The organism is Bacillus cereus group sp. MYBK14-1 (assembly GCF_051916885.1).
GTDB classification, from domain to species: Bacteria; Bacillota; Bacilli; order Bacillales; family Bacillaceae_G; genus Bacillus_A; species Bacillus_A cereus.
Map to the genome: position 1 here is coordinate 238,597 of NZ_JBQAHM010000004.1, position 20,398 is coordinate 258,994.

Sequence of the window (20,398 nt, forward strand, 5' to 3'; positions counted from 1 at the left end):
CTATCTTTAAACACTTTCTTCGGTTCATAATCCGGAATAAGAATCGCACTTACAAACCAGCACGTACCCTACTTGCTTTTTAGATAACATAAAAAGCCTCTTTAAGGAAGTACATCTATTAATAAACTAAAATCTTGTAAAGAGAAAGAACTATATTTCATAATACCCTGTACAGCTAAAAGTAAAACAAGACCGATCACACACATATAGTTAACGCTTTCTTCATTCTTTTTTTCAGTAACGACTCCACCACTTATACATAAAATCCCCAACAAATGGAGCGCTAAATACATGAAAAAGTAAGCTTCCTCCCAGCGCAAAATAACATTCACTGTCGTTATTAACACTAGACTAAGTAAAATCAAATAAAAAAACTTATTTGATGATATCGTTTCATTCATATAATTTTATACATCCCTTTCAAATTTCGAATTAATGATGTTTCAAAGCTATAAAGTAAATGATTGTTTTCATACCATAAAACAAAAGGAAAGCCACCATTACTTTCTCGAATACTTTATGAATCCACATATACTTCTCTTCATTCTTTTTGAAGATGCGCTTCATCATTTCTTCTACAATTAGACCAAATATTAGTAAAACCCCGAACACAATAAGAAGAGAAATAATATTTTCTTTTAAATGAGTACTAGAAAATACGTAATACTCTGGAAACACAATCGTATCTACTACAGGTTGAAGCCAATGACAAACGCTTTTATCACACATATCTGTAATAGACGTAGAATCTATAATGTCTTTTAATATTTTTTCAACCGTCTTCTTCATCTTATTTACTCCCGACTACATCTGAAAAGCTCTTTTTCTGCTCTGCATATATAACTGGCACTTCTTTACTCCAATATTTGCGATTAACAAATAAAAAGATAAGTACTAAGTTTAATCCTGTTATAAAAATAATAAGTCCAGGAAAGAATGTCGTATAACTTGAGAAATCGGCAAAACTCATAATTTTTTCTCTACTTATTAGAAAAGACGCACCTATTACAAATGCATTGTTTAACATATGTATTGCAATTGGCATGAGTAAACTTTTCGTACGAATATATACGATTGACAATACGATGCTGAATATGGCTGCACCGAGGAAATCAACATGTAACAACGCAAACAATATTGCTACAACGATGGTCGCTATGCTCGTTCCCCATTTTGTTGCAAAACGTTGAAGTAAAAATCCGCGAAAAACAAATTCCCCGATAATTGGTGCGATGAATACGACCCTAATGACTTGAGATACATATCCCCCAGTACTATCTACAATTGGTTCATGCAGGGCGTTCATAATAAAGTCCGGTGTAATCCATGCAAAACTATACATATACAAAATAAGATACCCGTAACTAAACATGCATAACATAACCGTAATGTATAAAACTTGTACCAAGTTAAATGTTTCATTTTTATTAACAAATAATGAAAATGAAATGTGGTGCTTTCTATACTCATAAGAAATCCATACCATCGGAAGGATATAGAATATAAGGATATTTATAAAAGAAGAATTTTGTATATGAAATATACTTGTTAGCAAATCGCCACTACTTCTCGCTATTAAAATTAATAGTGCAAATACAATTAAAAAATATCTAGCTCGCATCACTTGAAACGGGTTCACACTCATCTCCTCCCCTATGTTACTTTTATCATATCATTTGATTCTTAATTTTTTGCGAAAGAAAACCTTAAAATTTCCTTAAAAATTCCATAAGTTACAAAATGATGATATGATATTCGAGAAAATTAGGAGGGATGTTTATGTACCAAGCAAATATTTTACTCGTTGATGATGAAACAGCAATTTTACAATTACTAACTACCATTCTTGAAAAAGAAGGCTTTTCTCATATTACAACTGCAACATCAGCTGAAATGGCTTTATCTCTAACTAAGCAAAACAATTACGATTTAATTATTTTAGATGTAATGCTTCCTGGACAATCTGGTTTTGATATTTGTCCAATCATTCGCCAACAAACAGATTGTCCAATTTTCTTCCTATCAGCAAAAGCATCTGATTTAGATAAAATATCCGGATTTTCATACGGTGCAGATGATTATATTACGAAACCATTTAATCCATTAGAAGTAGTAGCACGCATGAAAGCACAGCTTCGGAGACATATGAAACAAACCGTACCACACGAACAAAAATCACACTCGATTTCATTTGGAAGATTTGAAATTGATCAGCACTCTGCAGAACTAACAGTAGATGGGCACATTGTCGAATGCTCCGCTCAACTCTTTCAACTACTACTCTTCTTTTGCGAGAATCCGAACTACGTATTTTCGAAAGAGGAAATATACGAAAAAGTTTGGGGAGCACCTGCCTATAATGGCGATGACAACACTGTTATGGTCCACATTCGAAAACTACGTGAAAAAATTGAACATGATCCAAGTAAACCAGAATATATAAAAACCGTTCGCGGGCTTGGTTATAAGTTCGTTACAAAGTAGGGTGACGATATGAATTTTAATAAACGACTTATTATTCAATTTATCATGCAACACGTTTTTGTTTTAGTTACATTACTTATCGCTGTAGTTGCTGCTTTTACTTATTTAATTTTTCTTCTTACTAGTACTTTATACGAACCTAATATTCCAGATTCTGATAGTTTTACAATTTCAAGATACATCTCTTCAGAAGATGGGCATATTTCGTTACAATCTGAAGTGCAAGATTTAATAAAGGAGAAAAATGATTGGCTCCAAGTTGTAGATGAAAACGGAAAAATCCTCTACCACTTTAATACACCAAATGATGTTCCGAATGCTTATACGAAGACATCTTTAGTCGCATATATACAACATCATATCGAAAGTAATTATAAATTTACATATTGGGAAATTGAATTAGAAGAAAAGAAAGTACTTGTTATTTATGGTGGTATGTTAAAAAGCAATGCGTTACTGACAGCAATTCAAAAGGATCACTCCTCTTTAACGATGGATTCGTTCACATTAACAGATCAAGAAAAACAGTTACTGTCTAAAGAAAAAGCAGCACTTCAAATATTTAATCAAAATGGCGAAGAGGTTTTTGCCTATCCAGCTGGAAAGAAAAAAACATTTTCAGCAATACAAATCGCCCTTAATGAAAAAGAACCGTGGAATCATAAAGAAAATACGTCTAGCTTTTACGATGCAAATAGTGGCAACCTTCTCGTTGTAACTGCAAAAAATGAGCACTACTATCCAGGTGACGAAATTGAAGATGTATTTACTAAGAAGTTTCTCATCGGATGCGGATTAATCCTTCTTATCGTATTTGTTTATTTAGTCATTCTTTCTATTTGGTACGGTAATAAATTCGGGAAACCGTTATTACATGCGATGCGCTGGCTTAAAAATATCGCTGGTGGAAAGTATGAAGAACCTATTAGTAAAAAAGGAAAACCCGTCAGGTTCCGGCGATCTGGTAAAGAAAAATGGTCATTCCGTTTGTTTAGAGATGTAACAAGTTCACTAGAACACCTTTCTATTACACTCAAAAAAAATGATGCGATGAGGCAAGTCCTCCAGCAAACACGAGAAGAATGGATTACCGGTCTAACACACGACTTAAAAACACCACTTAGCTCTATATATGGCTACGCATTATTACTCGAATCGAATCAATATAACTGGACTGATCGTGATATTCAGCAATTTGGTAGTGTTATGAAAGAGAAATCTCAATATATGACAACATTAATTGATGATTTAAGCTTAACGTATCAATTAAAAAATAACAGCCTTCCTGCCCAACACGTAAACGTTGAAATCAATCAGTTCGTTCAAAAAGTGTTATTGCAATTTATTAACAATCCAACACTCCAAAATCAAAATATTGAATTCGTACCGAGCTCAAATAAAATTCAATATTTCATTGAAGAAAAATGGTTCCAGCGTATTATCGAAAACTTACTCGTAAATGCTGTAAAACATAATAATGAAACAACTACTGTCATCGTAAAACTATCACAAAACGCTAATTCCTTTACACTCTCCATTTCAGATGATGGAAAAGGAATGGATGAAAAAACGAAAGAACTTCTATTTGAACGATATTACCGCGGAACAAACACAGAAGAAAGCAACATCGGAACTGGACTTGGCCTAGCCATTACAAAACAGCTCGTTCATGCTCATAACGGAACAATTTCCGTTGATAGTGCACTCGGAAAAGGAACGACGATTATTCTTGTATTTCCGTTTCGTTCGTAGGAAAGACGCTATGTGGCGTCTTTTTTCTTTTCTGGGATTATTTTACAGTAATTGAAATTATGTGGATCGTTTTTTTGAGGTGTTTTATCGGTATATGAAATTATATCGGCGCAACTCGAATTATATCAGCGATTTTCTAGATATATCGACTTACCGACAAAAACCGACAATACTAACCTACTTCCCTACTATACAAAGTAAAAGTAAAAATAAAACTATTAACAAATACATTTCTAAACTGTTATACTATAAATAGAAGTATAAACTAACTAAGTTTTGCATAAAATGAAGTAGACGAGGTGCTTCCAACACCCCGTCACTGCAACTAATTACCGCAAGGTGGAAGGTTGCAACTAAAGCTTATTTGCGCTTAGAAGACTTCCCACGCTTCGCAGGCAGACGGGTGGTCTTCTTTTTGCGCTTTTTTGCCGTTAATTTCTTAAATCCAAAAACTATACCTTCTCTAGCTATAGTTTTTGTAATTTCCAACAAAATTTGCAAAAGAAATTCCATACGATTACACCTCCTTTCTTCACAAAATGAAGAAAGGGCATAACCTTCCACCCGCAATATTTAATTGCTATTTTATTTTACCATTTTCATATGTATTACAGATAAAACAATACAAATTTAACAATCCACTTATAAAAAAAGCGAACCATCTCCCAATGATTCGCTCTTACCCTATTATTTTTTCTTCACCGGTATCCAAAGCTCTACTTGTGCAAACTCACTCTTATCTTCGTGGCAACGCTCATCGTATAATTCAAACTCTGTAACGCCGCAATGTTCATAGCCTGAATGCGGAAACCATTCTGAGAATACTGCATTCCAAGTTTGGTGGATAGACGATACCATTTCTTCATGAGGAACTTTCGGCGTTGTAAATACTGCATATGTTGCTGCCGGGAAAGTACGCTTTGCAATTTCATTTGGTACATTTTCAAAGTCTGTAACTTCCATTCCGATAATATAAGTGAAGTCTCCTGTTTCTAAATTAAAATCAGTACATAATCCAAGCTCTACCCATTGGCTCGTATCTTTACGATTCGGAATCGTCGTTCCAAGATCTTTTTGTAAATATTCTTGCCAAAATGCTGGAATGTCTTGATGGTTTTTCCCTTCTTTACTTGTCGTCTTCAGTTCATAACCCGCCACTAAAAATTCTGGTTTATTTACAATACGATATTCCATTTGTATGCCTCCTAAATACGGATTTAATTTTCTTTGCTTTACATTTACTCTGTAATACATCGGTGTTTCGATTTCTTGTTTTCGATATTCACTCGGTGTCATTTGAAATAATTTTTTAAAGGCTCTCGTGAACGTTTCGTGAGATTGAAAGCCATGTTCAAACGCGATATCAATAACTTTTTCATCCGTATGAGAAAGTTGATAAGCTGCCCGGGCTAACCTCCTCTTTCGAACATACTCCATTACCGTATCACCTACTAACGCCTGAAATACACGATGAAAATGAGACTCAGAAAAACCTGCAACCCGCGCTAAATTACGCAGCGTTTGTTTTTCCATTACATCTTCCTCAATATAATCAATTGACCTTTGAATTTGTGTTTCATAGCTTTCCATCTCTGTTCACCCGCCTTATATGTATTATGATAAAAGAGAACGCAATCCAATTCTTGACGTTTTTTACTATAATTCCATAAAAAATTGTAACTTTTTTATATGTATTTCGTTGTTATGTATGAAGGGAGGGAAATGTAGTGAAACGTAAACAATCATTAGAAGAAATTTACTCAGAGCATATGCAAGATTTATTTCGCTATCTTCTCTCCCTAACCGGAGATTCCCACTATGCGGAAGATCTCATGCAAGAAACATTTTACCGAATGCTCGTCCATATTGACTATTATAAAGGAGAAGAAATTAGGCCGTGGTTATTTACAATTGCCTACAATGCCTTTATCGATTGGTATCGAAAAGAAAAAAAGTATAAAACAACTACAGTGGAAGAATTCCATTTACCAAACGTGCCAAGTACAGAACATGAATATTTCGTAAAACATGAGATTGCTAGTTGGTTAGACAGTTTATACGCTCTTCCGCTCGAAAGACGAAATGTCCTACTACTACGAGATTACTATGGATTCTCCTATAAGGAAATAGCAGAAATGACTGGTCTCTCATTAGCGAAAGTGAAAATTGAATTACACAGGGGACGGAAAGACACGAAAAGCATAAAGGAGTGATACGGATGGGTTGTACAGAATTTAAAAAACTATGGAAGAAGTATGAAAATGGAACGCTCACGCATGATGAACAAGAACTGTTAGAAAGTCATATTGAGTCATGTGAAGAGTGTGAAGCTTACTTAGATGAGCTGTTAACAAAAACAGAACCAATTAAGAAAAAGTTACCTCCAAAAAATCTTAAAATTCCTTTTTGGAGAATTAAGTGGAAACATCGTTTACAAACGTTTGGTTTTATATTATCAATTTGCATCGTTATCTATATAATCGGCGGGGTATTATCAGCCTTTTATTTTCAAGCTAATAATGATAAAAGGCTAGAAGAAATTAGAGAGGTTCCTTCGCTTGCACTTGAAGCAACAATCCCAAATAGCCGTGTTATGGGAGGCGGAACAAGTGTAGAAGCTTTTTTCCGTACGAATAGCCAATTTGATTTAGTACGAACCGTCGGTAAAAAAGAAATGCCCCTCGGTACAATAGAAACAAAAAGCTTCTTATCATCTGTAGATGTTACGAAGCGAACTTGGATGAATCCGTTCTATCAACCAAAACTCTTCTTTGTTCATCCAAAAACAGAGCAGGGTGATTATTTAAAGGATTCATCAAAAAAAGTATGGGATACACTTGCAAAAGTACATGATGGAACCGTTGCAGAAGTAGCAATTTCTTTTGATAAAGCTTACACTTTAAAAGAATTAGAACCGCTTTTATATAGCACATTCGAGGCACAAGAACTCCCTCCAACTCCTTTATGGTACGCTTTAGATACAGGACAAGAAAGAAAAAATGTAGATGACTATATCCTACATGGCGGAGAAGCTATAGGGTTTCCAGAACATGTAAGATTCCTCGATAATGAAACTGACGGGCAGAAAACGCAAGAAGACAAAGTAACCGAAATGATGCGCGTCCTTTCTATCCATAAAAAAACGGTAAGCAAAATAGCAGCGCTTTCTGAGAAAGAACTAAACTTAGATAAACGTTATCAATATGTAAAGGACAACGGTGTAAAAGTATACGGAATTGTTATTACTGGCCCATCGAAAGAGTTATTAAAATTACAAAACTCCCCGCACGTACGTTATGCGACTCTTGGAGATATTGAGATTTGGAATTGGTTTGATCATTAATAAAAAAGAAGTAGCGCTCTAAAAACGATGCGCTACTTCTTTTTTAATTCGAAATCACTTTCACATACATCCCTCTCACCGCTTTTTCATAAGCAATATCACTCATCTGTCTTATGTTTTCTGACACAACAGATGCTGGAATAACTTCACCTTCACGAAGTAACGGAGGATCAATAAGACGGACTTTATTTTTCTGATACAAATCGTAATCGTCTCTATCTTCTTTTACTTTTACATTGGGATGAACTTTTCTTAATAAAGCATGGACTTCTGAATCATTACATTGCTGCAATTTCGAAATAAGCTCAGCATCTTCAAGAAGGAAATCATCTGCATGAATAACCTTTTTATGAAGAGCTAACTTTAACGTTTTCACTAACATATCATTTCCGTAAATATTCATTGGTTTCATAAAGAAATCGATTACTTCTTTGTAATACGTTTCTGTAAACCACTCTGCCATTTCGATACTTTGAAGGACCATTTTCCCCTCTACTGCGATAATATCCTCTAAAAATCTATGAACCTCTTCTAAAGAAATATATCCGTATGTATACATATCTCGTAACGTATAATCCACTCGATCTGCACATAATTCGGGCGCTGACCTTTCCAGTAATGTCCACTTCGAATCATCTAATAAAATATCTTCATAGTTATAACCATGCTTCGCAAGGATCGCTGGAATTTCTGAGTTTTTCACAACAGAACTAAATATCTCTTCATGATAACTTTCATCTTCATTATCAAAAACGTAATCAATCACATGGGAAAAAGCAGTATGCGATACGTCATGCAGTAAACTAGCAATCTGTTCTTTTACTGAACCACCTAGTTTTTTAACTAATAACATAACACCAACTGAATGATCAAAGCGCGTTACATTCCATTTCTCGTTCATTAAGTAACTTGCGCCATTTTGATGAATGCCTTTTAGCCTTTGCATAGACTTACTTGAAATTAATTCTTCTACTACTTGATCCACTTCAAATTCTCCGTATAGTACATCTGATATGATCACTTACAATCCCCCTTTATTTTAATCGAGTCTTATAATCTTATCTCTTTTATGAAATTAGCACCAACATAAATATTTATTGTTATTTGTTTTTATTGAAAAAATAGAGAGCCATCAGCTCTCTATTTCATAACCCCTATTCAAATGTAACTTCTACCTGCACAATCTCCGACCTACTTCCAAGTCTAAGCGGTGGTCCCCAAAATCCAAATCCAGAAGAAACAATTGCGTGGAACGCGCCTTTTTGTGCGTATCCCCAGTCTAGCTCGTACATTCTTCTCGTTACAATATGATTGGGCGCCATTTGTCCGCGGTGCGTATGACCGGATAATAATAAATCTACACCTGCCGCTGCTGCTTGTTTCAACTCAAATGGCTGGTGATCCATTGCGATAACAGGCATCGATTTATCTACCGTACTCATTAATTGTTCAAAGCTTTGACGATCTCGCTCTGTTTTATCTCTTCTTCCAACGAGATAAAAGTCATCTTCAATTGTAATTACTTCATCTAAAAGAATACGAATATCAATCTTATCCATCTCTTGTAAAAACTCTGGAACCGCTCTACCATAGTATTCATGGTTCCCTAAAACACCATATACGCCTAATGGTGCTTTCATTTGTTTCATGATTGGTCCCATATTCTTTTGAATGAACACACCTGGATGATCATCGATAATATCACCTGGCAGTAAAATAATATCAGGTTCCATCTCATTTACATGACGAACAAGCCTTTTTAAATGCGAAACGCCAGACAGTTTACCGAAATGCATATCAGAAGCCATCGCAATGCGTAAACTTTTACGTCCCTCTACTTTTTTCGGTATGTGCACCTCGTACTTTCTAACTACTGGGCTATATGCGTTGAATACTCCGTATGCAAAAATAAAGATAAACGCAAGTAACACGGCCGTTCCTGTCCAAATAATTGCCGCTTCTTTCTCTACTGAAAACTGTAAAAGAAAGACCATAATATTAGCTAATGGCAACAGCATAAGCGCATATTGTATAACCGCAAACCAAATCGAACCTATCGTTCGCAGAAATGGCAAAAACTTAAACACTTGCACGAGAATGTACGCATATGAAATAAATGCAACTATAAAAGCATAATATCCCCAAGATTCCCAGCCAAATACCGCATGAAGCCAAACCCATCCGTTCCAGCCGATGTAAAACATAAGTAGTGTGTATATAATTAATATGGTAAATATATTGAGATAACGAAGATTCTTCACAGCCAGCCTCCTTATTGATTTCTTTTATTATAACTTGTTATGCACTTATAACGTAAATATTAAGCACTTCGCTCATCATAGCAAAAACCTATAGTTGTTAGACTTGTATCTAACAACTATAGGCACCATTTATATCAACATTGTTTTTACAAATGCTCTTTATAAAAACTTGTTAATTTTTCAACTGCAATTTTTACTGGTTCTGGTTGGTCATATAAATCGTAATGACTCGCATCTTCCACAACAAGTAAATCCTTTTTCTCTGAAGCTGCTTTCTCATAAAGCTCATGACCATCTTTATAAGAACCAAATGCACCTTGCTTACTGCCGACAATAATTTGCAGCGGCTGCGTTAATAACGTATCTGCTAAATGGAACGCATCAAAACCGATTACCGATCCCATACTCGTAAAGTTTAACTTATTTGGCGAGTTCAAACTTTGACCTCGCGGCGTTGTGTAATACTCAACTGCTTCTACAATATCTATATCGGTCATACCCGCTGCTACTAACTCTTCCTGATTTTTAGGAATCCAATTTGTAATCATTTCCTCTGCTCCGCGTGCTTCAGCAGTACGTTGTTTACCAATTGCCTCTAACACACCAATCGGGTTAGACTCACGATTTAAACGACCGATATTTGCACCAACAACTGTACCAACCGCTTTAATGCGGCGCTCTGTCATCGCAGCATTTACCGCATAACCACCGCCTGCACAAACACCTAACACACCGATACGTTCTTCATCTATATAAGGAAGAGTAGTTAAATAATCTACTGCTGAGCGAATATCCTCAACTCGCGCAGCTGGCTCTTCAATATATCTCGGTGTACCTTCACTTTCACCTTGATATGACGCATCAAACGCAAGCGTGACATATCCTTGTTCCGCTAACTTCTCGGCATACAATCCTGCTGTTTGATCTTTACAGCTACTACCTGGATGCACACAAACAATCGATGGATTTTGTTTCTTTTCCTCAGCACCTTCAGGAATGTTCAAAATACCTGCAACTTGTAAACCTCTTGCATAAAATCTTATATTTTCCTTCGTAACTGCCATATATAAAACCACCCTTATCTTATTAATAATTTTACACTTGTGAGAGTTATTACTCACATGTATATTTATAATAAAATGAGTAGAACCTTGTTTCAATGACCACATTTACGCATTTGGGTGATAATACACACATAAAGAAATATGTGTATCAACAACGGAGGAACACGATATGGAGAAAATCGATAGAAGAATTATAAAATCACAAAACGCCATTCAATCGGCATTTATAGAAATGTTAATTACAGATGGATTTGATGAAATTACAGTTAAAAACATTACCGAAAAAGCAAACATCGGAAGAAAAACGTTTTACTTACACTATCTAGATAAGTACAATTTATTAGATAAAATTGTGGACGATCATTTAGACCAATTAAAAGAAATATGCTACGAGAAGCAAAACAAAGAATTTATAGAAGGAACAATCATATGGTTTGAATACTTCAAAGAACACAAACCATTTTTTGCGGCACTATTTAGAAGTAACAGCACCTTATCATTTCAAAAAAAATTACTAACTTTCATCATGGGTGAAATAGAGAAAAAATTAAATACAGACACATCAGTAAATAAAAACATCGATAAACATATCGTCTTAAAATTTTTAGGAACAGCTGTAATGGGCATTTTAGAGTCTTACGTGTTGGATGAAATTGATAGTGATGTTGCGTTTGTTGCGACGCAAGTTGGAGAATTGATTAGGAGGAATATATAAAATGAAACTTTAATCAGTGGGGATTTATTCATCCCCCACCTAACTTCTTTGCTTTCGCTGCATTTTGAGGTGGGGGTCTTACTGCCCAGCAAATAGCGGGATAAAATAAAATCACATCAATTTCCTTAATAAGGATTGATAAAATGCTATTATCGTTATCCTTCAAAACTCATCTATGCAATTATGCATAACCATCCATTCCGTTTTATTTTCATGTTACGATATAAATGTAATACGACATATATCGACAAAGATAAAAGGAAGTAATTGTATGAAACGTTCTAAAACATACTTAAAATATTTAGCATTATCCGCTGTTTTTGCTAGTAGCGCTGTAACTCTTTCAACACCTGCTGCTTATGCTCAAACAACATCGCAAGTTGTAACAGATATCGGGCAAAATGCAAAAACACATACGAGCTATAATACATTTAATAATGATCAAGCTGATAATATGACAATGTCTTTAAAGGTAACTTTTATCGATGACCCAAGCGCTGATAAACAGATTGCCGTTATTAATACAACTGGTAGTTTTCTAAAAGCAAATCCTACTATAAGTGATGCACCTATTGATAACTACCCAATCCCTGGCGCTAGTGCAACATTACGTTATCCTTCACAATATGATGTTGCATTTAACCTTCAAGATAACAGCGCTCGTTTCTTTAACGTAGCACCTACAAATGCTGTAGAAGAAACGACTGTAACATCTAGCGTATCTTATCAACTTGGTGGCTCTGTTAAAGCTTCTGTAACGCCTAATGGCCCTAGCGGTGAAGCTGGTGCAACTGGTCAAGTCACTTGGTCTGACTCTGTAAGCTATAAACAAACTAGTTATAAAACAAATTTAATTGACCAAACGAACAAAAACGTAAAATGGAACGTATTCTTTAACGGATATAACAATCAAAACTGGGGTATTTACACACGTGACTCCTATCATTCTTTATATGGAAACCAACTGTTCATGTACTCTCGCACATACTTATATGAATCTGATGCAAAAGGTAATTTAATACCGATGGATCAACTTCCAGCATTAACAAATAGCGGTTTCTCTCCTGGTATGATTGCTGTTGTTATCTCTGAAAAAAATACAGATCAATCTAACTTACAAGTCGCTTATACAAAACACGCCGACGATTACCAACTTCGTCCAGGCTACACATTCGGAACTGCAAACTGGGTTGGAAACAACGTAAAAGACGTTGATCAAAAAACATTTAATAAATCATTTACACTAGATTGGAAGAATAAAAAGTTAGTAGAGAAAAAATAAAGTAAAACTTTAATGAGTGGGGGGGCTTCATCCCCTACTCATTATTTTATTAGTTAAATCAATCGGGTATTAACTGGTATTTTAAAATTTCACATGTTATATTGTGATGCACATTTTGGAATTAATGCAGCAAAATATATAAAGATTATAAAAAATGCACTCAATAATTTCGGTGCATTTTTCATTTCATGTTTTATCGCTTTTTATTTTAATTCATAATATTCTTCAATATCATCATCAAACTCATCCCACGCTAAAGACATAATTGGATATGCATCCTTTGACGGTACCTCTATATTTTTATATACAAGGCAAATACGTTCTTTTGGATAACTCTTTTTCTTTAATGGAAACACTTCTATGTACTGAAATCCTTTTTGAAAATATTGATTTAATCCTTCTTTCATTCCCATCGTGAGAATTTCATCTTTATCAGGAATATTTCGTCCAATCCAGTCACATAACATCAATACTGGATATGCATTTCCAGCATACTCATTCACACCCACGACTTTTAGTATAATGTACTGCCCGCTTAATAACCGATACGTAATTACATCTCCAATTTCCAGCTCAGTTTTTAGAATTACTCTTCTTTTTACCTTTTTCGGTTTTGGGAAAGGTGAAACTAAATTCTTTTTTAATTTCTCCAAAACAAGCTCTCTTTTCTTCTTTAATTCCGGTTCTCTCCACCATCGTTTTAAATCTGATTTACTTTCAATAATACAAATGGCTTTTTCCTTAACTTGAGGATTCAATCTTCCTAGTTCCCATTGAATTGCAGCCAACGCTAGCCAAAAAATATTTTCTTCATGTTTTCGTAAAGATGAAATATATGTATTCACCATCATCTCAGTAGCTTCTTCTGAGCTATAGCCTTCACTAATCAAATCTTGGAAATCAAACTTTATATCTTCAGATAGATTATCTTCAAAAATACCTACTCCTGATACATACATTCGGCACCTCTACTCACTAGATTTATAGTAAATCAAATTCACCTTCACTAGGATAAATCTGTACATAATCTTCCTCATCGTTTACATAGGCAATCTTCACACCATCTAACAACTGCTGATTTTCTAATTCATTTAGAATTGTTTTCAACGCTTTATCAACGTCAATTACAAAGTTAAATATGTTAATCGTCCCGCTACCAATATCTCCACCATCACAATGGCCATTTCCAGACCACCCTAACGCTTCATCCATTATCTCTTGAACTTGGTTTCGTTTTTCCAATACTTCTTCCAACTGATTTTCTGTGTAATCATATTGCAAAACAAATTCTATTAGCTCTTCCTCATCGAGTACCTTATAGCCATCCGCCAACTGTTCATCCGCTAACTCTTTCATTTCTTTTTCAACACGTTGAAATGGATACAGTTCTATTTCATACATTTCACCTGTATCACCAACACAGCCACAATGTACAATTAAAGTTTTCTCCGCCTCTTTCCATATTTCCCAAAACAACATTTTATCCTTTTCTTGCTTAACCAGTTTAATCATATAGACACCCCATTTTTTATGTCTTCCTTATTCATAATAAGCTCCCGCGAGTAATACCGTCGCTATGAAATTCCATGATATATTTTTAGGCATCTCTTCACCTTTATTTTGAAAAGCACCATCACAATCATTTAGCCATGCTTCCAATGATTCTAAGTAATCTTCTAACGTTATATTCTCCCACTCATCTTTATTTTCTTTAAAATCTTTTTGAAGATAAAACAGGAATTCTACTAATTTTTCTTTTGAATCTACACCAGTAGCTAGCTCATACATATCCATATTATTACTCCTTTCAAATACAAGTAAAATCCGCTATCTCTTCAACACAAAAACATTCTTTTTTATAAAACGCTATATTTCTCTTCCAACCAATCTTCTATAACATATTGTCCTGCTATCCCTGAAGGATTTTTAATTTTCTTACCTTCTTCTTCACTAACCATTTCAAAATCGATTAAAGGACCATCTGCTCTCCCTCGGCTCACAAAATAAGTCCCCTGATTCTTATTCTCAAACACAAAATCTGGAAGATTATACTCCCCCGGATCAAACAATTCCATTGGTAATCCACCAATAATTTTCCAATCACCATCTAACCAACCAGACCAGGCAGTATACGCCGTAAATAATACTTCTTTTTGATTCTTGTAATAGTTTTTAAACTCACTTATCCGTATTTTTTCATCTGTAAATAAAGAAAAATATTCTACATATGTTTCCCCATCATATGGCCTCGTAACATTTTGTCCTTTCACTAACATTCCGTACCCATACTTATTAATATTTTTAAGATTTATCGCAAAAACTATCCCTGGCTTAAATGATTTTTTGCGACGTTTCTTTAATTTAAACTTACAATCTACTACTTCTTGTTCCTCTAAAGAAAAACTATCACTCTGCATTTCTAATGCATTTTTCAACATAATCTCTAACTCATTTATATGTGGTAATCTGCGAGGCCCTTCATTATATATCTTTTCAATCTCTTGAAAAGCATCCATTAAAATATCAATGCTTTCATCACTTATAATCAATTTATCCCCTTTTATTTCCTCTTTATAAAAAGACATATTTTCTCTCCTTTACTCTCTTATACATATCCCTTGAAGACTCTCTTTTTCTTTCTATCACACTAAACCACGCACCACTTCTTCTAATAATAAATTCAACCATTCATCCAATTTGTTTTAAAACACTCTAATACACTCAGCTTTCTTTCCATAGTACTATCTCGACATTATACTCATTCTTTAGAAAAGAAAAAGCACTTCTCATTGCTTCATCTACTACAATAAGGCTAGAATAAATTAATCCTCTTTGAGCATCGTCATATCCAATGAAATGTAATACTTCTTTTGTATATAACATGAAATCTTCTAATTCTAATTGCACACCAAAGTCCCAATTTTCATGTGCATACCATACAATAATCTTCTTAGACAATAAACTAGTTAATTCACGTTCAAATTCTTTTATTTCATTGATAACTTGTTCAGCATTTAATTCACTCATAACTTTGATAGGATTCGGTGTTTCATCAATTAAAAAGTTTACTAATGAAGCAATTTTCTTCCCGCTAATAATCTCAAATTCTTTTATAGACGGACATAACATTAAAAACTTTTCTCTAGTAGCCTTTTCCTCTACCTTTTCTCTTAACATTGCAATTTTCTTTAGACGTTCATTCACATTTATCACCTCATACATTCAGTAAATTAACATAATAAAGCGTATCATCCGTTTGAAAATACATAACCGATCCGCGGCTATAATAATTAACAAATTGAACCTGCTCCCCTAGTTCATTACAAAGATTACTATCGTACACTTGATTATTGTTTAAATCATAAACAACCAATTTTTTATCTTGAGTAATGAATACTACTTTACCTTGAGCAACCGCAAAACTTTTCGACCATATTTTCCTAGTTACATGTATTTCATTCCACGACATATGAATTTTTTTATCTTTCATTTGAACTAAAGGAAATTCTGAATAATAATAGAGCCAAACATCTCCATCTATAACATTCATTGCATAACAATCATCTATATACGGTATATTATATTGTTCTACATATTGATCATAGCTATCAAAAATCAATTGACCTGTAGAATCAAAAGCAACTATACCATTTGCTCCAATTGGAGACTCTCCAAAAATTCCTTCATCACAATAACTAACCCATATATCTTCGTTCACATCAACCTGACAATCTTGAACCCCTTCTCCAATATAAAACTTAATATATTCACTCCCATCCGCATTATAAATAACCGCATTATCATCTTCATAGTGAAATATCAGTAACCATTTCTCGCCGATTCGTTGCATACATAATACTGATTCGACATCAATATCTACATTTAAATTAAAAATATTTATATTCACATTATTTTTATCTAAATCAATAATAAAAGGTTGATTCTGATTGTCTTTTACTAACAAAATTACATTTTGTTTATAATCCAAACTCATTTTTTTAAATTGATAGGCTTCAACAATAGACTTAAGACTTATTAATTCTTTACATACAATATCTTTCATATATATCAAAAACCTCTCGTTTATTCTAAACATAAAAAATAAGCATCAAACTTCCTTAATATTAATAAGTTTGATGCTTACTCACAATTATTATTTAAAATATTTTTATCAAACCGTAGATAAACGATTTGGATCACAGAAAGTTTCTGTATCAATCTCTTTTTCCAGCCAAAGGTCAAAGAGCGCACTAATATCTCCCTGTTCCAACATATACTCTTTCTCTTCTTGATGAATAGGCAATAACCAAAATAAATCAAGCTCTTTTTCTTCAAAAAACTCCATTAGCTCTGGAGACTCTCCTGCCTCAATAACTGCAGGGCTTACTAAAAGCACATTCATTGAAAAATTAGATTCAGCATCCGCATTAGAAATTGTATCCCCGTAATCAAATGAGGTTTCATCTATAAATGGATAGTGTGCCAATCCAGCAAGCAAATCAATTATTTTCTCATTTTGATTTGCATTTAACCAAATTAATTCTCCTTTAGCACCATTGGTCATATATTCAGCTGACATCCCTAATGTCACATATGTCCATACTGGCCTATCTTCATTTTTCGGGAATTCTAAAACGTATAGCATTCCTTTTTTTAGAGCGGTATTATCTAATTCTACTCTTTTAGCTCCTCTTTCACCCCAGGTATATTCAAGAATCTGACTAGGCTCTCCAAAATGTTCATAGTATTTTTTCTGAATGTCACTTAATTTATTTTTTCGAAAAAAATTCATTTATGCTCTACAACCCTCTTTCTACTATACAACCTTGTTATTAAAGATAGATTTCTTCTTTCCAACTACTGGATTTAGATTGAACTACTATTAGATTTTCACTTTCCCATTTTAATGTCCCTAAGAATCTAGAATATACCATTTCATTCCCTACCTCTTCCACCAATAGTTGGTCTCGAATCTTTAATCCCTTTTCATCATACACTTCACATCGTAGCTGGAAACCTTTAACACGATGAATTCCTTTTAGTATCGCTATCTTCTTACGGCTTGGGCTTTTCTTAGGTGTCTTCCCAACTAAAAATATTCCTTCATAGTTTTGCTTCACAATTTCATCTAAAGATTCCTCTATATACCCTTTAACAACAGATGATGAAAGAGTAGAGTTTTCTTCAAGTCCAGAGACAACATATTGGCGTACTAATTTGCAAAACTCTTTGTATTTCTCTTCAACTGAATTTAATGCTAAAAAGTCCATAAAATCATATGGAACATATATACGAATTTCACCCAAAGCTCTATTCACTTCATATGAAATATCAGTGTTTTCGTTAGCTAAACAAAAGACAGTTACTTTTTCAATCTCTCTTAATCCCATCTCAAACTCGCTAACTTTCTTTGAGAAAATTAGCTCAAAAATTCTAATTTCATGTACAAGCAAATAATGTTTTTTAGGACGTTTTTTTTTCCAATCGTAAAACTTTACTTCAAGCAATATAATTCACTCCTTTAAATTTATCACCATGCATCGGGGACCTATGATACCTTTTATTAATTTATTAAACTGTACTCCTTATTCATTTTACCTTATCTATATTTTTCATATGCTCTACTCACAATGCATGCGGTGACATAACAGCCATAAACACATCACTTCTCTCACCTGGTGCCATATACATTCCTTCTGCATCTAAATATTCAACGGAAAAGGCTGCTAGCTCATACGCCATTTCTTGATCGCATTCAAAAAGTGGATTTATAAAAACCTCACTTCCTGTAATCTTTTGTAAATCTTTCAAACAGTTAGACTTACTTCTTGCATAATCAGCCACATTCTCATTAGCCCAAGACCACATCCAACTGTTACTCTTTCCAGACCAAGACCCTATAAAAACAACACTAAATTCAAGTAACACTTGACCATTTTTTTTAAACTGTAATATACATCGATCTTGATCATAACAATACTCATCAAAGTTATAGATATTATAATCCGAAATGAATTTTTGCTGTTTACTTTCTAATTTGTCATAATACATAACAAGATAATTCTCGAATTGTTCATCCGTCATTGCCAATTATCACACGCTCCCTTCATTCAAGATCTCACTACAAACAATATATCTTATATCTTACTCTCTCAAAACTTATATAAAGTGAAACTTTAATTAGTCCTTACCAATCGGGCTTTTACCGGTAGCCCCCCGCCCACATATCATATACCTTTCTACCACTAAGATATCTTAATATATACAAAGAAAGAAGAACTTATATAAGCCCTTCTTTCCATAAATAGTTTCTTTACTCCGTCTAATTTATTTTATCACGATAATTAAATTCGCTATTACACAAATGCACCCCAACCATCTGTATATCCACCAAACTCTTCACCCAGTTTATTCAATTCCTTTTGCATCTCTACGATATCCTCATAAATTAAGAACATTTCTTTAGAACAAGTACATGTCCAATCTTCAAATTCTTCATTATAATCTAACTCACAATTTAAGCCCAGCGCTTGTAGTCTGCCAATTATTTTTTCTCCATTACCTTGATCAGGAATTGCAATAAAGAAATCTACTATGTGTTTTTTATTAAAATCTATCCCTTGCTTGTATAACATATTTAATACTTGTCCATCTTCATCTTTTGGGAATTTCATTATAATCCCCTCCTATATACCATTAAAACTCTTATTTTTATGCGAATAATGCCTCTTATCCATAAAGCTACCAAATTCTATCCCTTTACAGACACTAAAATCATCATCTACAACATTACTTTCTGCAAAAGAGAACTACTTTAATCTACACAATGTTTCTATAAAACTTATTGTAATTACATCCCCACAACTAAAAATATTTAGGACCTCTAAATATTAAATAGCAGAAAAATCTTCAATTAGACCTTGCAGTAGCTTTAATTTTAATTCTTTTTTGTTCATATAATTCCTTCCCGTTCTCTATTTTGATTTATCCCACGAGGATTAGATACATGTCCTATCCTATATATAAAGAAAAAAGAGCCTATATTCGCTCTTCCTTCATACAAACATTTAACAAATGCATCTTTCTAACCACTAACTTTTCTGGTGATATATTAATAGCCTCTAAAAGCAAACTGAATATACATGTATGTACCAACACCATAAACAACAAAAGCAACTATAGTAATTAGCCAATTTTCACGAGTTTTTTGTACATACTTCGAGCATGCCCAAAAAAGAAGTAAAATAATTAATTGAATTGCAGTCACTTTTGAGACAGCAATTATAGTAGTTTCTGTAACATATAATATCCACACTCCTAGAGACATACGTATGATTGGAATAATAAACAAAAACCTATTCTTACTAATACTTTCTTTAATATCAAACAGATAATTTTCTTGAAAAAAAACGACCAATGTTAATATAAGACTTAAACTCAAAACTATAATAAACTCTAAAAATTCTAGAAACGCTATCCACATCAACAATTCCCTCT

Annotated in this window: 25 protein-coding genes; 6 read left to right on the top strand and 19 right to left on the bottom strand. The window is 33.8% G+C overall.

The window, feature by feature from the left end; all coding sequences use genetic code 11:
- Nucleotides 1-101: 101 nt before the first annotated feature.
- The 3 genes from ACTFR3_RS14130 to ACTFR3_RS14140 are packed head-to-tail and all read right to left on the bottom strand — an operon-like array spanning nt 102 to nt 1,639.
- Complete coding sequence (locus ACTFR3_RS14130; protein WP_001006050.1) at nt 102-401, bottom strand: DUF2101 family protein; 300 nt, start codon at nt 399-401, stop codon at nt 102-104.
- A 31-nt stretch (nt 402-432) separates the two neighbouring features.
- Nucleotides 433-789 (bottom strand): hypothetical protein, encoded by a 357-nt coding sequence (locus ACTFR3_RS14135; RefSeq protein WP_000754338.1) that lies wholly within the window; start codon nt 787-789, stop codon nt 433-435.
- 1 nt (nt 790) lies between these two features.
- Entirely contained in the window at nt 791-1,639 is an 849-nt protein-coding gene (locus ACTFR3_RS14140) for a CPBP family intramembrane glutamic endopeptidase (RefSeq protein ID WP_001067988.1), read from the bottom strand.
- Nucleotides 1,640-1,779: 140 nt separating this feature from the next.
- On the opposite strand from ACTFR3_RS14140, the gene ACTFR3_RS14145 reads away from it, so the two are divergent.
- Nucleotides 1,780-2,484, top strand: coding sequence for a response regulator transcription factor (locus ACTFR3_RS14145; RefSeq protein WP_000283871.1), 705 nt, complete (start codon nt 1,780-1,782; stop codon nt 2,482-2,484).
- 9 nt (nt 2,485-2,493) lie between these two features.
- Entirely contained in the window at nt 2,494-4,236 is a 1,743-nt protein-coding gene (locus ACTFR3_RS14150; protein WP_001010450.1) for a sensor histidine kinase, read from the top strand.
- Nucleotides 4,237-4,596: 360 nt separating this feature from the next.
- On the opposite strand, the gene ACTFR3_RS14155 is transcribed toward ACTFR3_RS14150, so the two are convergent.
- Complete coding sequence (locus tag ACTFR3_RS14155) at nt 4,597-4,749, bottom strand: hypothetical protein (protein WP_000394943.1); 153 nt, start codon at nt 4,747-4,749, stop codon at nt 4,597-4,599.
- Nucleotides 4,750-4,923: 174 nt separating this feature from the next.
- Nucleotides 4,924-5,826 (bottom strand): AraC family transcriptional regulator, encoded by a 903-nt coding sequence (locus ACTFR3_RS14160; protein WP_000446855.1) that lies wholly within the window; start codon nt 5,824-5,826, stop codon nt 4,924-4,926.
- 137 nt (nt 5,827-5,963) lie between these two features.
- On the opposite strand from ACTFR3_RS14160, the gene ACTFR3_RS14165 reads away from it, so the two are divergent.
- Nucleotides 5,964-6,449 carry an RNA polymerase sigma factor gene (locus tag ACTFR3_RS14165; protein ID WP_000824008.1) on the top strand — a complete coding sequence of 162 codons (486 nt, stop codon included), beginning with the start codon at nt 5,964-5,966 and terminating at the stop codon, nt 6,447-6,449.
- Nucleotides 6,450-6,454: 5 nt separating this feature from the next.
- Complete coding sequence (locus ACTFR3_RS14170; protein WP_000501944.1) at nt 6,455-7,579, top strand: anti-sigma factor; 1,125 nt, start codon at nt 6,455-6,457, stop codon at nt 7,577-7,579.
- A gap of 43 nt (nt 7,580-7,622) precedes the next feature.
- Here ACTFR3_RS14170 and ACTFR3_RS14175 read toward each other — a convergent pair whose 3' ends face one another.
- The 3 genes from ACTFR3_RS14175 to ACTFR3_RS14185 all read right to left on the bottom strand — a co-directional run bounded on the left by ACTFR3_RS14175 (nt 7,623) and on the right by ACTFR3_RS14185 (nt 10,904).
- Nucleotides 7,623-8,600, bottom strand: coding sequence for an HD domain-containing protein (locus ACTFR3_RS14175; protein WP_322356694.1), 978 nt, complete (start codon nt 8,598-8,600; stop codon nt 7,623-7,625).
- A gap of 133 nt (nt 8,601-8,733) precedes the next feature.
- Nucleotides 8,734-9,840, bottom strand: a complete 1,107-nt coding sequence (locus tag ACTFR3_RS14180; RefSeq protein ID WP_000793739.1) for a metallophosphoesterase — start codon at nt 9,838-9,840, stop codon at nt 8,734-8,736.
- A 146-nt stretch (nt 9,841-9,986) separates the two neighbouring features.
- Nucleotides 9,987-10,904, bottom strand: coding sequence for an alpha/beta hydrolase (locus ACTFR3_RS14185; protein WP_134995118.1), 918 nt, complete (start codon nt 10,902-10,904; stop codon nt 9,987-9,989).
- A gap of 169 nt (nt 10,905-11,073) precedes the next feature.
- Here ACTFR3_RS14185 and ACTFR3_RS14190 point away from each other — a divergent pair, with 169 nt between their 5' ends.
- Both ACTFR3_RS14190 and cytK2 read left to right on the top strand, forming a co-directional pair.
- Nucleotides 11,074-11,619 carry a TetR/AcrR family transcriptional regulator gene (locus ACTFR3_RS14190; RefSeq protein WP_000410998.1) on the top strand — a complete coding sequence of 182 codons (546 nt, stop codon included), beginning with the start codon at nt 11,074-11,076 and terminating at the stop codon, nt 11,617-11,619.
- Nucleotides 11,620-11,890: 271 nt separating this feature from the next.
- The gene (cytK2, locus tag ACTFR3_RS14195; protein ID WP_000830638.1) at nt 11,891-12,901 is read left to right on the top strand and encodes a beta-channel forming cytolysin CytK2; all 1,011 of its coding nucleotides are present in this window, start codon (nt 11,891-11,893) and stop codon (nt 12,899-12,901) included.
- Nucleotides 12,902-13,104: 203 nt separating this feature from the next.
- On the opposite strand, the gene ACTFR3_RS14200 is transcribed toward cytK2, so the two are convergent.
- The 11 genes from ACTFR3_RS14200 to ACTFR3_RS14250 form a co-directional block, all read right to left on the bottom strand.
- On the bottom strand, nt 13,105-13,860 hold the full coding sequence (locus tag ACTFR3_RS14200) for a hypothetical protein (RefSeq protein WP_000289514.1): 756 nt from the start codon (nt 13,858-13,860) through the stop codon (nt 13,105-13,107).
- Nucleotides 13,861-13,882: 22 nt separating this feature from the next.
- A complete protein-coding gene (locus tag ACTFR3_RS14205) occupies nt 13,883-14,413 on the bottom strand; it encodes a hypothetical protein (protein WP_000594116.1) in 531 nt (176 codons plus the stop codon).
- Between the two features lie 27 nt (nt 14,414-14,440).
- On the bottom strand, nt 14,441-14,695 hold the full coding sequence (locus tag ACTFR3_RS14210; protein ID WP_000367770.1) for a DUF7660 family protein: 255 nt from the start codon (nt 14,693-14,695) through the stop codon (nt 14,441-14,443).
- Nucleotides 14,696-14,757: 62 nt separating this feature from the next.
- On the bottom strand, nt 14,758-15,486 hold the full coding sequence (locus ACTFR3_RS14215; RefSeq protein ID WP_016122082.1) for an Imm26 family immunity protein: 729 nt from the start codon (nt 15,484-15,486) through the stop codon (nt 14,758-14,760).
- 136 nt (nt 15,487-15,622) lie between these two features.
- Nucleotides 15,623-16,105, bottom strand: a complete 483-nt coding sequence (locus ACTFR3_RS14220; RefSeq protein ID WP_001005736.1) for a hypothetical protein — start codon at nt 16,103-16,105, stop codon at nt 15,623-15,625.
- Nucleotides 16,106-16,115: 10 nt separating this feature from the next.
- Nucleotides 16,116-16,964 carry a hypothetical protein gene (locus tag ACTFR3_RS14225; protein ID WP_322356695.1) on the bottom strand — a complete coding sequence of 283 codons (849 nt, stop codon included), beginning with the start codon at nt 16,962-16,964 and terminating at the stop codon, nt 16,116-16,118.
- A 108-nt stretch (nt 16,965-17,072) separates the two neighbouring features.
- Nucleotides 17,073-17,693, bottom strand: a complete 621-nt coding sequence (locus ACTFR3_RS14230; protein WP_322356696.1) for a suppressor of fused domain protein — start codon at nt 17,691-17,693, stop codon at nt 17,073-17,075.
- A 40-nt stretch (nt 17,694-17,733) separates the two neighbouring features.
- On the bottom strand, nt 17,734-18,408 hold the full coding sequence (locus ACTFR3_RS14235; protein ID WP_048538000.1) for a hypothetical protein: 675 nt from the start codon (nt 18,406-18,408) through the stop codon (nt 17,734-17,736).
- Between the two features lie 118 nt (nt 18,409-18,526).
- Nucleotides 18,527-18,991, bottom strand: coding sequence for a DUF6882 domain-containing protein (locus ACTFR3_RS14240; RefSeq protein WP_322356697.1), 465 nt, complete (start codon nt 18,989-18,991; stop codon nt 18,527-18,529).
- Nucleotides 18,992-19,257: 266 nt separating this feature from the next.
- Complete coding sequence (locus tag ACTFR3_RS14245) at nt 19,258-19,575, bottom strand: ribonuclease E inhibitor RraB (protein ID WP_142408361.1); 318 nt, start codon at nt 19,573-19,575, stop codon at nt 19,258-19,260.
- Nucleotides 19,576-20,012: 437 nt separating this feature from the next.
- Complete coding sequence (locus ACTFR3_RS14250; protein ID WP_074553938.1) at nt 20,013-20,384, bottom strand: hypothetical protein; 372 nt, start codon at nt 20,382-20,384, stop codon at nt 20,013-20,015.
- Between the last annotated feature and the right edge of the window lie 14 nt (nt 20,385-20,398).